General features: G+C 69.8%; 13 protein-coding genes and 2 pseudogenes. 11 read left to right on the forward strand and 4 right to left on the reverse strand.

Annotated elements, in window-relative coordinates:
* The first annotated feature begins 45 nt into the window (after window positions 1-45).
* From OG242_RS25735 to mmuM, 3 genes are all read left to right on the forward strand, one after another.
* Window positions 46-582: a DUF6099 family protein gene (locus OG242_RS25735; RefSeq protein WP_405900398.1), complete on the forward strand. Its 537-nt coding sequence runs from the start codon at window positions 46-48 to the stop codon at window positions 580-582.
* Between the two features lie 76 nt (window positions 583-658).
* Window positions 659-1,582 (forward strand): LLM class F420-dependent oxidoreductase, encoded by a 924-nt coding sequence (locus tag OG242_RS25740; protein WP_405900399.1) that lies wholly within the window; start codon window positions 659-661, stop codon window positions 1,580-1,582.
* Between the two features lie 13 nt (window positions 1,583-1,595).
* The gene (gene mmuM / locus OG242_RS25745) at window positions 1,596-2,510 is read left to right on the forward strand and encodes a homocysteine S-methyltransferase (protein WP_405900400.1); all 915 of its coding nucleotides are present in this window, start codon (window positions 1,596-1,598) and stop codon (window positions 2,508-2,510) included.
* A gap of 140 nt (window positions 2,511-2,650) precedes the next feature.
* On the opposite strand, the gene OG242_RS25750 is transcribed toward mmuM, so the two are convergent.
* From OG242_RS25750 to OG242_RS25760, 3 genes are all read right to left on the reverse strand, one after another.
* Window positions 2,651-2,845: a hypothetical protein gene (locus tag OG242_RS25750; RefSeq protein ID WP_405900401.1), complete on the reverse strand. Its 195-nt coding sequence runs from the start codon at window positions 2,843-2,845 to the stop codon at window positions 2,651-2,653.
* Window positions 2,846-3,225: 380 nt separating this feature from the next.
* The gene (locus OG242_RS25755; protein ID WP_405900402.1) at window positions 3,226-3,456 is read right to left on the reverse strand and encodes a hypothetical protein; all 231 of its coding nucleotides are present in this window, start codon (window positions 3,454-3,456) and stop codon (window positions 3,226-3,228) included.
* A complete protein-coding gene (locus OG242_RS25760) occupies window positions 3,453-3,656 on the reverse strand; it encodes a hypothetical protein (protein WP_405900403.1) in 204 nt (67 codons plus the stop codon). Before OG242_RS25760 ends, OG242_RS25755 begins: the two co-directional genes overlap by 4 nt.
* 173 nt (window positions 3,657-3,829) lie before the next feature.
* Here OG242_RS25760 and OG242_RS25765 point away from each other — a divergent pair, with 173 nt between their 5' ends.
* The 8 genes and pseudogenes from OG242_RS25765 (at window position 3,830) to OG242_RS25800 (ending at window position 13,189) form a co-directional block, all read left to right on the forward strand.
* Complete coding sequence (locus OG242_RS25765) at window positions 3,830-4,564, forward strand: DUF6879 family protein (protein WP_405900404.1); 735 nt, start codon at window positions 3,830-3,832, stop codon at window positions 4,562-4,564.
* A gap of 10 nt (window positions 4,565-4,574) precedes the next feature.
* Entirely contained in the window at window positions 4,575-5,426 is an 852-nt protein-coding gene (locus OG242_RS25770) for a helix-turn-helix domain-containing protein (protein WP_405900405.1), read from the forward strand.
* A 93-nt stretch (window positions 5,427-5,519) separates the two neighbouring features.
* The gene (locus tag OG242_RS25775) at window positions 5,520-5,717 is read left to right on the forward strand and encodes a hypothetical protein (protein WP_405900406.1); all 198 of its coding nucleotides are present in this window, start codon (window positions 5,520-5,522) and stop codon (window positions 5,715-5,717) included.
* A gap of 140 nt (window positions 5,718-5,857) precedes the next feature.
* Window positions 5,858-7,624, forward strand: a pseudogene (locus OG242_RS25780) (recombinase family protein); the annotation flags it as partial.
* A gap of 126 nt (window positions 7,625-7,750) precedes the next feature.
* A pseudogene (locus tag OG242_RS25785) lies at window positions 7,751-9,142 on the forward strand (hypothetical protein); the annotation flags it as partial.
* Window positions 9,143-9,208: 66 nt separating this feature from the next.
* Window positions 9,209-10,444 (forward strand): arginine deiminase, encoded by a 1,236-nt coding sequence (locus tag OG242_RS25790; protein ID WP_405900407.1) that lies wholly within the window; start codon window positions 9,209-9,211, stop codon window positions 10,442-10,444.
* Between the two features lie 136 nt (window positions 10,445-10,580).
* On the forward strand, window positions 10,581-11,585 hold the full coding sequence (gene argF / locus OG242_RS25795; RefSeq protein WP_405900408.1) for an ornithine carbamoyltransferase: 1,005 nt from the start codon (window positions 10,581-10,583) through the stop codon (window positions 11,583-11,585).
* A gap of 185 nt (window positions 11,586-11,770) precedes the next feature.
* The gene (locus tag OG242_RS25800; RefSeq protein ID WP_405900409.1) at window positions 11,771-13,189 is read left to right on the forward strand and encodes an amino acid permease; all 1,419 of its coding nucleotides are present in this window, start codon (window positions 11,771-11,773) and stop codon (window positions 13,187-13,189) included.
* A 3-nt stretch (window positions 13,190-13,192) separates the two neighbouring features.
* Here the strand turns inward: OG242_RS25800 and OG242_RS25805 are convergent, their stop codons facing one another.
* On the reverse strand, window positions 13,193-13,612 hold the full coding sequence (locus OG242_RS25805; protein WP_405900410.1) for an ATP-binding protein: 420 nt from the start codon (window positions 13,610-13,612) through the stop codon (window positions 13,193-13,195).
* Window positions 13,613-13,645 lie beyond the last annotated feature (33 nt).

Genomic DNA, 13,645 nt, shown 5'->3' on the forward strand with positions numbered 1-13,645 from the left:
AGTGAATGTGGTGAGCGGGTTTTCGCGGTCGAACGGGGGAAGACGATGGAAGCGGAGCGGCTGGTAACGGTCATCAGGCAGGCGCTGGCGGAGAGCCGGGGCACACCGGACATCATCGCCGAGGCGTGGCAGGCCCAGGCCCTGGCTCAGGCGGTCGGCAGCCGGCTGGCGGCGAGCGGTCCCAAGGCGTTACGGGGCGAGGCGAGCGCCCTGAGCGAGATCGGCGGCAGGAGCAGCGGCGCGCTGGACCACCCGGCGGCCCGCGCGGGGGTCGCCCGGGCGGCGCGGCTGACCGAAGTGGCCGATCCCCGCGCGGCCCTGACGGGTCTGGCCGCGCTGCTCGGAGAGGTCGGCATAGCCCTGGTCGGGGTGGCCTGCGAGACCGATGAGCAGAGCCTGTACTGGCAGTGCATGGAGGCGATCGACGCCGCCGACGAGTCCACGGACCGGGTGCGCGGCATGCTCCGCCTGCTCGACGAGCGGGAGCGCGAGCAGCGGGAGGACCGGGAGCGCGCCAGGGAGCGGGACGGCCCGCACGGGGTACTGCACGATCCGGTCGGCCCGGTGACCGGCATTCAGTGAGCGCTGCCCGGCGGACGCGGCGACGCGGAAGGGGTCGGGGAGGGATGCGCGGGCCGCGCGGGTGCAGGATGGAGGCATGGATCTTCGCATTTTCACCGAGCCCCAGCAGGGCGCCGGCTACGACACCCTCCTCACCGTCGCCAAGGCCACGGAGGACCTCGGCTTCGACGCCTTCTACCGCTCCGACCACTATCTGCGGATGGGGCAGGGCGACGGCCTGCCCGGTCCGACGGACGCCTGGATCACGCTGGCCGGGCTGGCCCGCGAGACGAAGCGCATCCGCCTCGGCACGCTGATGACGGCGGGCACGTTCCGGCTCCCCGGCGTCCTCGCCATCCAGGTGGCACAGGTCGACCAGATGTCCGGGGGCCGGGTCGAACTGGGCCTGGGCGCAGGCTGGTTCGAGGAGGAGCACAAGGCGTACGGCATCCCCTTCCCGAAGGAGAAGTTCGGCCGCCTGGAGGAGCAGCTCGCGATCGTCACGGGGCTGTGGGCGACCGAGGTCGGCAAGACGTTCAGCTACGACGGCACGTACTACCAGCTGACGGACTCGCCCGCCCTGCCCAAGCCGGCGCAGGCCAAGGTCCCGGTGCTGATCGGCGGGCACGGCGCGAAGCGCACGCCGCGCCTCGCCGCTCAGTACGCCGACGAGTTCAATATCCCCTTCGCCGGCCTGGAGGACTCCGAGAAGCAGTTCGGCCGGGTCCGGGAGGCGGCCGAGGCGGCGGGCCGCAAGCCGGACGACCTGGTGTACTCCAACGCGCTGGTCGTCTGCGTCGGCCGGGACGACGCGGAGGTCGCGCGCCGGGCCGCCGTCATCGGCCGGGACGTGGCCGAGCTGAAGGCCAACGGGCTCGCGGGGTCGCCCGCCGAGGTGGTCGACAAGATCGGCCGGTACGCGGCGATCGGGGCGTCGCGCATCTACCTCCAGGTGCTCGACCTGGACGACCTGGACCAGCTGGAGCTGATCTCGTCCCAGGTCCAGTCCCAGCTGAGCTGAGAACGGAGTCGCGATGACGCCTGGGCCGGGCCGCCCCCTCGCCGCGGCGCTCGCCGAGGGCACGGTCCTGCTGGACGGCGGGCTCTCCAACCAGTTGGAGGCGCAGGGCTGCGATCTGTCCGACGCGCTGTGGTCCGCCCGGCTGCTCGCCGACGGGCCCGGACAGATCGAGGCGGCCCACACGGCGTATGTGCGGGCGGGCGCCCAGGTGCTCATCACGGCCAGTTATCAGGCGAGCTTCGAGGGGTTCGCGCGGCGCGGGATCGGAAGGGAGGGGGCGGCCGGGCTGTTCGCCCGCAGCGTCGAACTGGCCCGGCGGGCGGCCGGCGCGGTGGACCGGGACGTCTGGGTGGCGGCGTCCGTCGGGCCGTACGGGGCGGTGACGGCGGACGGCGCGGAGTACCGGGGCCGTTACGGGCTCACGGTCGGTGAGCTGGAACGCTTCCACCGCCCCAGGATCGAGGCGCTGGCCGCCGCAGGGCCGGACGCGCTGGCCCTGGAGACGGTGCCGGACATGGACGAGGCGCGGGCGCTGCTGCGGGTGGCGGGCGAGTACGGCCTGCCGGTCTGGCTCTCCTACACCGTGTCCGGGGGCCGGACCCGGGCCGGGCAGCCGCTGGACGAGGCGTTCGGCCTGGCGCGGGGGCGCGACGAGGTGATCGCGGTCGGCGTCAACTGCTGCGACCCCGCCGAGGCGGAGACCGCCGTGCGGGCGGCGGTGGAGGCGACGGGCAGGCCTGCCGTGGCCTACCCGAACAGCGGCGAGCACTGGGACGCGGCGTCCGGCAGCTGGACCGGGGGCGCCACGTTCGACCCCGGGCGGGTGGAGGCGTGGCAGCGGGCCGGCGCCCGACTCGTCGGCGGCTGCTGCCGGGTCGGGCCGGCGGAGATCGGGGAGATCGCGGGGGGCGACAGGGGGGCCGGATGACGCGGCGGTGAGAGGCGGCCGGGGGCGGGATTCACGGCTACGGAGGGCCCTACCGGCGCACAGAAGGCCGCGCCGGGCATCCCGAGCACCCGGAGCGGTTTTCTGCGTCCAGGGAGAGCGGCGGAGACCCAATGACCGCCCTATGCGGCTATGGGTGGCTCCTGGTCGTGCGCCCGGTGCGGCTGCTCAGGCTTCTTGAAGCGCTGCCAGGCGTCGCGTGCTCGCCCGGCGGAGTCGATCACGTCCGGAACCTGGTCCAGCAGCCCCTTTACTGCAAAAAGCAGCACGGAAGCCACGCCAGCGATGGCGAGAATGATGATGGCGGTGCCGTCCACCGATCCTTACCTTCCCTGTCATGGGTCGGAATCGGTGGCGTAGGCAGCCTCGATCCGTCCCTTTCGGTCGGGACCGAGACACCTACGCTGATGCGGCGCGTAAATGTTCTCGGGTGGGCCGACGTGCGGCCCGGGTTGTGCAGTCGTGCGGTCTTGCCCTACCCACCAACCCGGAGTCATGACTGACATCATCGACACGGCGGCTGCGAAATGCACCGTGCCCAGTCACTTAGGCTGGTTTGTCCTGCCCTCCCGTTATCAACCCGGGGCGCACAGACGCGCGGAGCAACTTGCCCACTGCTACTGATAGTAGCGCACGACATGCACAAGCGCCCCGAAGTCAACTTGCCGATTTCGGGGTGCTGTTGTGTACGGCTGAACTACCTGACCAGCTTGACGCGTTCCAGCGGCACGTCCCACTCGATGCCGCCACCCTCCGGACGCATGAACGCCTGTCGGCTGACCACCTTGTTGCCCTCCTTGGTGCGCTCCTCGATCACGCCGATCAGGTTGCCCGTGCGTCCCGAGATGGTGTCCATCACCAACGTGCCAGCCGGGTACGGCAGTTTGCCGTGGCTGAGCATCGTCGGTGACTTCTCGAAGGTGTTCACTCCTGGCCTCCTCGTTGCAGAGCCACCGCGAGGCGAGCGGCCACGTCGGCGCGAACTCGCCCCAGCTCCACCAGCCGCAGTTGTGGGGAAGCAGCGTCAACGGCAAGGGAGGGGAGGGCGATTCCGGCATCGGCCAGCGCTGACCTTAGGGACTCCATCGCCGTGAATGGATCGATGTCCTGCTGTTCTTTGGTCGCCATGAACCGGACGCTAGAAGTTGGTAGTTGTCCGGCGGTACGCTGTTTTCTCGAATTTGCTCCACACTGCGTCAACCTTGCTGATATTTTCTCCTGGACCCTGCCTGACCCCGTAGAACCGCGCACCGCCCCCGGTTCATGCTGTTGGATCAAGCCCCCTGGAAGGGAGAGAGTCCATGGCTCGTCAGCTTCGCTTTACCGGCACAGACAGCAAGGTCGACGGCTGCCCCGCCCTGCACACGGACGAGGGAACCGGCGAGATCATCGTTCAAGGCACGCCCGTCACTGACCCCGCAGACCTCGCGCAGCTCAAGCACTTCGGGCCGGACGATGCAGCGGTGGCCGTGCCGCGCGAACTGCTTGTGAACTGGGGGCCGAAGGAGATGGAGCGGGTGCCCGAGATGGTCGACCGGGCCACCTTCCGCCGCTTATTCGAGACCTTCAAGCACACCGCCTGGCGGCTGGAGACCCGACGCGGCTACGCCTCGGACCGGGAGGACCCTGACTTTCAGGCCTTCCTCGCCACCGGCTCCTCGCCCTGCGACCCCAACGAGCCCTGGTTCGTCAACATCAAGGCCCAGGCCGAGGCAGGCAAGCGCGTCGGACGTGTGCGCCTGGCCGACCGCCCGATGACCACCGAACAGCGGTTCTTGCTCGACTACGCCCGGCACAACGCGGCGGTCGGCGAGGACATCCGTTACCTGTGGCGCGAGGACGCCGCCGACCTGCCCGCCGAAGACTTCTGGATCTTCGACTCACGGATCGTCGCCGTCCTGCACTTCGATGACGCCGACAACATTACGGACATCGAGCTGATCACAGAACCGGCCGAGGTCGTTCGCTACGCCATTGTGCGTGACGCGGCAATGCACCACGCTGTGCCGTTCGACCAGTTCGCCGCGACCGAATGACGTGCGACCGGTGAGCACCGATTATCAGCAAGCCAGGGTGGCCCTGGGCGCGCGACTGCGCGAACTGCGGTTCACCTGTCCTGGTGGTCGGCTCACCGGTCAGCAGCTCGCCCAGCGGCTCGGCTGGCAGGGCTCCAAGGTCAGCAAGCTGGAGAACGGCAAACAGACCGCCAGCCCCGAGGACCTGAGGGCGTGGGCCGACGCGACCGAGCAGCCGGGCGTGTACGCCGAGCTTGCCGCCCGGCTGGAGGGGTTCGAGTCCCACATCAGGTCATGGCGTCGAGCGCTGGCGAACGGCTTCAAGCCGCAGCACGAGGGGTTGAGTGCGGAGATCGACCGCACCTCGAAAATGTGGATCTGGGAAGAGTCGGTGATCCCCGGTCTGTTGCAGACCCCCGAGTACGCGCGCCACGTCATTCAGCGCTATTCCGAGCTGCTGGGCGGAGCCAGCGACGTTGAGGCCGCCGTGCGCTCCCGGGCGCAGCGGCAAGAGTGGCTGTACCGCCCTGGCCGCAAGCTGCACGTCCTGATATGGGAAGCCGCGTTGAGGTCGCTGATCTGCCCGCCCTCCGTGCTGGCCGCTCAGCTCGACCGCCTTACCGGGATGCTCGGCATGAACACGGTGGAGCTGGGCGTCATCCCGTTCACGGCCTCTGTCAAGATCGTGCCCGCCAACGGCTTCTGGGTCCTCGATGACCGCCTGGTGGTCGCGGAGGACTGGCACGCCGAGATGTGGTTGGACGACGCCGACAACATCGGCTTGTACTCGAAGGTCTGGGCCACCCTGCGCGAGTCGGCCGTGTACGGAGCCGACGCCCACAACGTCATCAATGCCGCTCGCCGTGCGCTGAGCCTGCGTTGACGGGTCGGCTGGAGTGAGTCACAGCACGCCGAGCGAACTCATTATCAACAGGCACAACGTCAGCGACCGCCCGGCTCCCCTGAGGAGCCCCACATGTACCGCATCAACTGGCGCGCTCCGGCTGGCCACGCGGCGATGGCCAAGACCTACGACGCCGACACCGTCCGTCACCTCGTCAGCAACGCAATCGAGGCCAACCCCGAGCTTCACAACCTGGGGGTCCGCCAGCTCGTTACCTGTCCGATCGTCCTGGATCACATCTGGGCCGACGTGACCGCCGCATTCGTCTGACACGAATGAGCCCGGTCGAGGTGGCACCCCCGACCGGGCCGAAGTGCTGAGAGAAAGCGAAGCCCAGTGTGAACAAGCAAAACACAGCCATCGCCACGGGTGTAATCGAGCGGGTGACGTCCGGCGGTCAGCTCCGAGCGGTGGCCTATGCCCGCGTCTCGACCGAGGACCAGGCCAAGGGCTACGGCGTCCAGTACTCGACCAAGAAGATCCTGCGCCACATCGAGCGCAAGGGCTGGCGGCACGTCGGCACCTTCTGTGACGAGGGCATCAGCGGCAGCTTTGAGGCGCACCAGCGCGAAGACCTCAACAAGGTGATGGAGCTGGCCCGGGAGAAGCCCAAGCCGTTCGACATCGTCGTCGTTAATGAGGGCCGCGCCATCGGGCGGACCGGTCGCGCCTTCTGGCGGTGGGTCTGGGAACTCGAAGACATGGGCATCTACGTCGGCGTTGTCCAGGACGACTACGACAACACCACGGTCGAGGGCCGCAAAAAGATGCGCCGTGACGCCGACTACGCCGAGACCGAGTGGGAGACCATCCGGCAGCGCACCCAAGGCGGGTTGCAGGAGAAGGCCGAGGAGGGTGGTTGGGTCGGCGGTCCGCCCCCGTACGGCTATGAGATCGAGGACCAGGGCAAGAAGGGTCTTTCCCGGCTCATCCAGTGCGCGGCTGAGGTCAAGGTGCTGCGCCGTGCCCGTGAGCTGCTGGTCGAGTTCCGGCTGACCATGCGCCAGACCGCTGCGCGTCTGAACGCCGAGGGTCTGTTCACCCGCTCCGGCAAGCCGTGGTCGCATCAGAACCTGCGCGCCCGGCTGATGTCCACCGCAGTCCTCGAAGCGGTCTTCATCTTCCGCAACACCAAGGTGAAGAACGGCCGGGGGCCGAAGCTCGACCGGAACGGCCAGCCGCTCTACGGCGAAACCGTCCGCATCGAGCTTGACCCGATCTTCACGCCGGGAGAGGTGGCCGACCTGAAGGCCGCCGTGGGCGAACCCTCGGGCAAGCCAAAGGGGCAATCCGGGGTCTATCCGCTGTCGCGTCGGGTGCACGCCCAGTGCGGCAAGCACTACATCGGCGGCAAGCGTCACAAGGGGCCCGGTCGCTGGTATCGCTGCAAGGGCCGGCAGGAGGAGTACGCTCACGCGCCGACGTGCGACGATCCGCAGATTCCCGCCAACGAGCTTGAGGCCGCAGTCTGGGCCGAGGTCGTCAGCCTTCTCGGTGACCCTGACCAGCTCCGGGTGATGGCGGCTGAGTGGGTGGGGATGGCCGACACGGACCAGGATGCGCAGCGCGCCCGGGTGGCCGACCTCAATCAGCAGGTGGCCGACCGTGAGAAGGCCATGACCGAGACCCTGACCACGTATGCCAAGCTGAACGTGCCCGCCTCCACGATCAAGGAGGTCGTCACGACGCTGACCGGGGAACTGGAACAGCTCAAGGAGATGCGCGACGAGGCGCAGCGCTGGATGGACGAGACCCAGGCCGCCGAGCAGCGTGCGAACGACCTCGCAGCGCTGGCCGAGCTGGCGCGCACTCGGCTGGCCGACATGACGCCCGAGGAACAGGGCGAGATCCTCGCGTTGCTGGACGTGCACGTCACGGTCACGGGGCCGATGCCCGAGCGCAAGACCAACAAGGGGTGCACGCTCACCAAGTGGTTCGCCGAGTCGGGGCGGCTGGTGCCACCGCCGCTGACCGACGAGGTGTGGGCCCTGGTGGAACCAGTCGTAAAGGCGTGGGAGCCGCCGAACCATCGGCTGATCGACGGCCGCGCGGTGGTCGACGGCATCCTGTTCAAGGCGCGCACCGGGTGCGGGTGGTATGGCATCGAGGTCTCGGGCGATGTCCTCTGGAAGACCGTGCACACTCGGTTCAACCGCTGGCTCCGCGCTGGCGTCTGGGACGAGATCATGAAGGCGATTCCGAGCGAGGGCACGTTTCCGGCGGGGATGCCTGTGCTGCCGCCGTTCAAGATTGAGGGCCGGGTGGACCCGCGCATCCTGCCCATTCGGCACGAGGAGCCGACCCGGGAAACTCCCATGGTGGCGGACGGGAACGCGCTGTAGGTCCCCGGCAACCACGAGAACAAGCTCGGCCGCTACCTCAAGGGCCGCAAGGTCCAGCTCACCCACGGACTCGCCGAGACCGTCGAGCAGCTGGAGCGGGAGGACGCGAAGGACCCGGAGTTCCGCAAGCGGGTCGCGGAGTTCATCGACGGGCTCGTCAGCCACTACGTGCTGGACGACGGACGCCTCGTCGTCTGCCACGCCGGGCTGCCCGAGAAATACCACGGACGCACCTCGGGGCGGGTCCGCTCGCACGCGCTGTACGGGGAGACCACCGGCGAGACCGACGAGTTCGGGCTGCCCGTGCGCTACCCGTGGGCGGAGGACTACCGGGGCCGCGCCGCGGTGGTCTACGGCCACACGCCGGTGCCCAGCACGTCGTGGATCAACAACACCGTCTGCCTGGACACCGGTGCCGTCTTCGGCGGGAAGATGACCGCGCTGCGCTGGCCGGAGCGCGAGCTCGTCGACGTACCGGCGGAGCAGGTCTGGTACGAGCCGGTGAAGCCGCTGGCGACCGAGGCGCCCGGGGGCCGGGAGGGCCGGCCGCTGGACCTCGACGACGTGCAGGGCCGCCGGACCGTGGAGACCCGGCACATGGGCCGTCTCGCCGTCCGCGAGGAGAACGCGGCCGCGGCCCTGGAGGTCATGAGCCGGTTCGCGGTCGACCCCCGGCTGCTGCCGTACCTGCCGCCGACCATGGCGCCCACCGCCACCTCGCGTGAGGAGGGCTATCTGGAGCACCCGGCCGAGGCGTTCGGCGAGTACCGGGCGGCAGGCACGGAGGCGTACCGCCGCTACTGCTGGAGCACCGAGGGGCTGGACGGCGTGCGCGTCGCGCCGTTCCAGATCCTCGCCGTACAGGGCCGCTCACTGGCCTCCGTACCGCACGACGAGCAGCTGGCCTGGCTGGACCGGCTGGTGGAGCACGACCTCAGCGGGCTGCTCCAGGTCACCCGGCGGCTCGTCGTGGACACCGCCGACGAGGCGTCGGTCGGGGCGGGCGTCGACTGGTGGCTGGAGATGACCGGCCGGGGCGGCGAGGGCATGGTCGTCAAGCCGCTCGGCGCGCTGGTCCGGGACGGCAAGGGGCGGCTGGTGCAGCCCGGCATCAAGGTGCGCGGAAGGGAGTACCTGCGGATCATCTACGGTCCCGAGTACACCCGCCCGGACAACCTGGACCGGCTGCGCGGCCGCTTCCTCGGCCACAAGCGCTCGCTGGCCCTGCGCGAGTACGCCCTCGGCCTGGAGGCCCTGGACCGGCTCGCGGACGGGGAGCCGCTGTGGCGGGTCCACGAGGCGGTGTTCGCCGTCCTGGCGCTGGAGTCAGAGCCGGTGGACCCCCGGCTCTAGGAGCGCCGACAGAACAGGCTGGCGATTCGCCGGGTGAACGGCGCGCCGCGCGGTGAGGATGTGGGCATGGGATTCCATGTCGACTCCGAGGCCGGGCGGCTGCGCCGCGTCATCCTGCACCGCCCCGATCTGGAACTGAAACGGCTCACACCGAGCAACAAGGACGCGCTGCTCTTCGACGACGTGCTCTGGGTGCGCCGGGCCCGCCAGGAGCACGACGGCTTCGCGGACGTGCTGCGCGACCGCGGGGTGGAGGTGCATCTCTTCGGCGACCTGCTCCGGGAGGCGCTGGAGATCCCGGTCGCCCGGCGGCTCGTGCTGGACCGGGTCTTCGCCGAGAAGGAGTACGGCCCGCTCGCCACCGAGCATCTGCGGGCCGCCTTCGAGGAGTTGCCCGCGGCCGAGCTGTGCGAGGCGCTGGTCGGCGGGATGACCAAGCGCGAGTTCCTGGACCGGTACAAGGAGCCGGTCTCGGTGCGCTTCCACGTCATGGACCTGGACGACTTCCTGCTCGGGCCGCTGCCCAACCACCTCTTCACCCGGGACACCTCGGCGTGGATCTACGACGGGGTGTCCATCAACGCCATGCGCTGGCCGGCCCGGCAGCGCGAGACCGTCCACTTCGAGGCGATCTACCGCCACCACCCGCTGTTCACCGGCCCCGAGGCGGGCGCCTTCCACCACTGGTCCGAGGGGCAGGACGACTACCCCTCCACCATCGAGGGCGGTGACGTCCTCGTCATCGGCAACGGCGCCGTGCTCATCGGCATGAGCGAGCGCACCACACCGCAGGCCGTGGAGATGCTGGCCCGGGGCCTCTTCGACGCCGGCTCGGCCCGGACCATCGTGGCGCTGGACATGCCCAAGAGCCGGGCGTTCATGCACCTGGACACCGTGATGACGATGGTCGACGGGGACACCTTCACCAAGTACGCGGGCCTCGGCATGCTCCGCTCGTACACCATCGAGCCCGGCGACGGCCCCCGCGACCTCAAGGTCACCGACCATCCGCCGGAGCAGATGCACACGGCCGTCGCGCAGGCGCTGGGTCTCGACTCGATCAGGGTGCTCACCGCCACCCAGGACGTGCACGCGGCGGAGCGGGAGCAGTGGGACGACGGCTGCAACGTGCTGGCCGTCGAACCGGGGGTCGTCGTCGCGTACGAGCGCAACGCCACCACCAACACGCATCTGCGCCGGGAGGGCATCGAGGTCATCGAGATCCGGGGGAGCGAGCTGGGCCGGGGCCGGGGCGGGCCTCGCTGCATGAGCTGCCCGGTGGTCCGGGACCCGGTCCGGTAGCGGAGAGAGGGTGGGCGACGAGGCCCCTGCACAGCGACGCCCTGCACAGCGACGCCCGTGTATAGCGATGCATTGCGTCGTATAGGGTTCCAGCGTTACCGTATGCGTCCCCCCGCCCGACCCAGGAGCAGTCACCATGGCCATAGACCTCGCAGGCCGCCACTTCGTCAAGGAGCTGGACTTCACGGCGGCGGAGTTCCGCGGCCTGATCGACCTGGCCGCCGAGCTCAAGGCCGCCAAGAAGTCGGGGACGGAGACGCGGCGGCTGCGTGGCCGGAACATCGCGCTGATCTTCGAGAAGACGTCGACCCGCACCCGGTGCGCGTTCGAGGTGGCCGCGGCCGACCAGGGCGCGTCGACCACGTACCTCGACCCCTCCGGCTCCCAGATGGGGCACAAGGAGTCGGTCAAGGACACCGCGCGCGTCCTCGGCCGGATGTTCGACGGGATCGAGTACCGGGGCGACAGTCAGGCGGTCGTCGAGGAGCTGGCCTCGTACGCGGGAGTGCCGGTCTTCAACGGGCTCACCGACGACTGGCACCCCACCCAGATGCTCGCCGACGTGCTGACGATGACCGAGCACAGCGACAAGCCGCTGGAGGAGATCGCGTTCGCCTACCTCGGCGACGCCCGCTTCAACATGGGCAACTCCTACCTCGTCACCGGCGCCCTGCTCGGCATGGACGTGCGCATCGTCGCGCCGAAGGCGTACTGGCCCGCCGAGACGGTCGTCGCCGAGGCCCGCGTGCTCGCCGAGAAGTCCGGCGCCCGGGTCACGCTCACCGAGGACGTGGCCGAGGGGGTGCGCGGCGCGGACTTCGTGGCCACCGACGTCTGGGTCTCGATGGGCGAGCCCAAGGAGGTGTGGGACACCCGCATCGCCGCCCTCACGCCGTACGCCGTGACGATGGACGTCCTGCGGGCCACCGGGAACGCCGGGGTGAAGTTCATGCACTGCCTGCCCGCGTACCACGACCTCGGCACCGGCGTGGGGCGCGAGATCCACGAGCGGCACGGGCTGAGCGAGCTGGAGGTCAGCGACGAGGTGTTCGAGTCCGCGCACTCCGTCGTCTTCGACGAGGCGGAGAACCGGATGCACACGATCAAGGCCGTCCTGGTGGCGACGATGGCCGGGAAGTAGTCCGGGCAGTCCGGCCCCGCATGTTCATGCATCCAATTGGGTGAATATGCGGACAGGTGTCTATGATGGTGCTGATTGGTGGGGTTCGAGCTCGCACGCTCGAACCCCCTTTTCGTGCGTGCGACGGCCCCCACCGCCCGAGCCGCACCCCCCCCCACGCGTACCGCCAGAGATGAGACACCGCCGTGAGCCCCCTGCGCCTCCCCGGCCCCCCACGCCGCGTCAAGGACCCGCACCGGCTGATCGCCGAGTCGGGCGCCGACCTGGAGGGCCACGGCCTCAAGCGCACCATGGGCCTGTTCCAGCTGGTCTGCTTCGGGATCGGCGCCGTCGTCGGGACGGGCATCTTCGTGGGCCTGTCCGACAGCGTGGCCGAGGCCGGCCCCGCCGTCGTGGTCTCCTTCGTCCTCGCGGCCGTCACCTGCGTCTTCACGGCGTTCTCGTTCGCCGAGCTGGGCAGCGCGATCCCCGTCTCCGGCAGCTCGTACTCCTTCGCCTACGCCACGCTCGGCGAACGCCTCGCCTTCCTCGTCGGCTGGTGCCTGCTCCTGGAGTACGGCGTCTCGGTCTCCGCCGTCGCGGTGGGCTGGAGCCAGTACGTCAACGAACTCCTCGACAGCCTCTTCGGGCACCAGCTGCCCGCCGCGCTCTCCGCCGGGCCGGCCGACGGCGGCGTGATCAACCTGCCCGCCGTCATCGTGGTCATGATGGCCGCCACGCTGCTGGTGCGCGGGGTACGGGAGAGTGCCGGCGCCACCGCAGCCATGGCCATCCTCAAGCTCGTCGTACTGGCCCTGTTCTGCGTCATCGCGTTCACCGCGTTCGAGCGCGGCAACCTCACCCCGTTCGCCACCCACGGCGCGGGCGGCGTCACGGCGGGCGCCTCCCTGGCGTTCTTCTCGTACATCGGCTTCGACGCGATCACCACCGCCGGGGAAGAGGTCAAGAACCCCCGGCGCAACATCCCGCTCGCGATCATGATCTGCATCGGCCTGGTCACGCTGCTCTACTGCGCGGTCGCCCTCGCCGCGATCGGCGCGCTCGGCCCGGACGCCGTCTCCGACAAGCCCGCAGCGCTCTCACTCATCGTCGACCAGGTCACCGGCTCCTCCGTGGGCGGCGGCGTCATCGCCTTCGGCGCGGTCGTCGCCATCGCCTCGGTCGTCCTGGCGGTGATGTACGGGCAGACCCGCATCCTGATGTCCATGTCCCGCGACGGCCTCGTCCCGAGGGTCTTCGAGCGGGTCTCGCCGCGCACCGCGACCCCGGTCGCCAACACCTGGATCGTCGCCGTCGTCTTCGCGGTCCCGGCCGCCTTCTCCTCGCTCGGCATGGTGGTGAACCTGACCACCATCGGCACCCTCGCCACCATGGTCGCCGTCAACGCCGCCGTCCTCGTACTGCGCCGCCGCAACCCCGAGGTCCGCGGCTCCTTCCGGGTGCCCCTCTATCCGCTCAGCCCGCTCATCGGCATCGGCTTCTGCCTCTATCTGATGTACGGCACCGGCTGGACGACCTGGGTGCAGTTCGCGGTGTTCCTCGCGGTGGGCGTGCTCGTGTACGCGCTCTACGGCCACCGCCGCTCGCGGCTGGCGCAGCGGTAGGACCTAGACGGGCGGCAGCCGGAACCACACCGCCTTGCCGCGTTCCGTCGGGCGGTGGCCGCAGGACGAGCTGAGCGTGCGGATCAGCAGCAGGCCGCGGCCGTGTTCCTGCCACGGGTCCGGTACGTCGTCGGGCTCCGGGCGGGACAGGTCGCCGGGCGGGGCCGGATCGCCGTCGTGGACCTCCACCTGGCAGCCGGCCGGCAGCAGGTCCACCACCAGCTCTATGGGGTCGTCGCCGGGCGTGTGCTCCACCGCGTTGGCCACCAGCTCGGCGGTCAGCAGCTCGGCGGTGTCGCTGTCGGCCGGGGCCTCGATGTCCGTCAGCACCGAGCGGATCAGCGCGCGGGCGATCGGCACGGCCGCCGTGGAGTGCGGCAGGGTGATGCGCCAGGAGGGGGCTGGCGGTCCGTCGGAGGGCACGAGGTTTCCGTTCGGGGGGACGAGCACGGGGGT

Origin of the sequence: Streptomyces sp. NBC_00727 (assembly GCF_045161745.1) — a bacterium.
GTDB lineage: Bacteria > Actinomycetota > Actinomycetes > Streptomycetales > Streptomycetaceae > Streptomyces.

Excerpts from the sequence above, each read along its gene's own strand:
- OG242_RS25735 (WP_405900398.1), top strand. The coding sequence starts at position 46 with ATGGAAGCGGAGCGGCTGGTAACGGTCATCAGGCAGGCGCTGGCGGAG.
- OG242_RS25740 (WP_405900399.1), top strand. The coding sequence starts at position 659 with ATGGATCTTCGCATTTTCACCGAGCCCCAGCAGGGCGCCGGCTACGAC.
- mmuM (WP_405900400.1), top strand. The coding sequence starts at position 1,596 with ATGACGCCTGGGCCGGGCCGCCCCCTCGCCGCGGCGCTCGCCGAGGGC.
- OG242_RS25760 (WP_405900403.1), bottom strand. The coding sequence starts at position 3,656 with ATGGCGACCAAAGAACAGCAGGACATCGATCCATTCACGGCGATGGAG.
- OG242_RS25765 (WP_405900404.1), top strand. The coding sequence starts at position 3,830 with ATGGCTCGTCAGCTTCGCTTTACCGGCACAGACAGCAAGGTCGACGGC.
- OG242_RS25775 (WP_405900406.1), top strand. The coding sequence starts at position 5,520 with ATGTACCGCATCAACTGGCGCGCTCCGGCTGGCCACGCGGCGATGGCC.
- OG242_RS25790 (WP_405900407.1), top strand. The coding sequence starts at position 9,209 with ATGGGATTCCATGTCGACTCCGAGGCCGGGCGGCTGCGCCGCGTCATC.
- argF (WP_405900408.1), top strand. The coding sequence starts at position 10,581 with ATGGCCATAGACCTCGCAGGCCGCCACTTCGTCAAGGAGCTGGACTTC.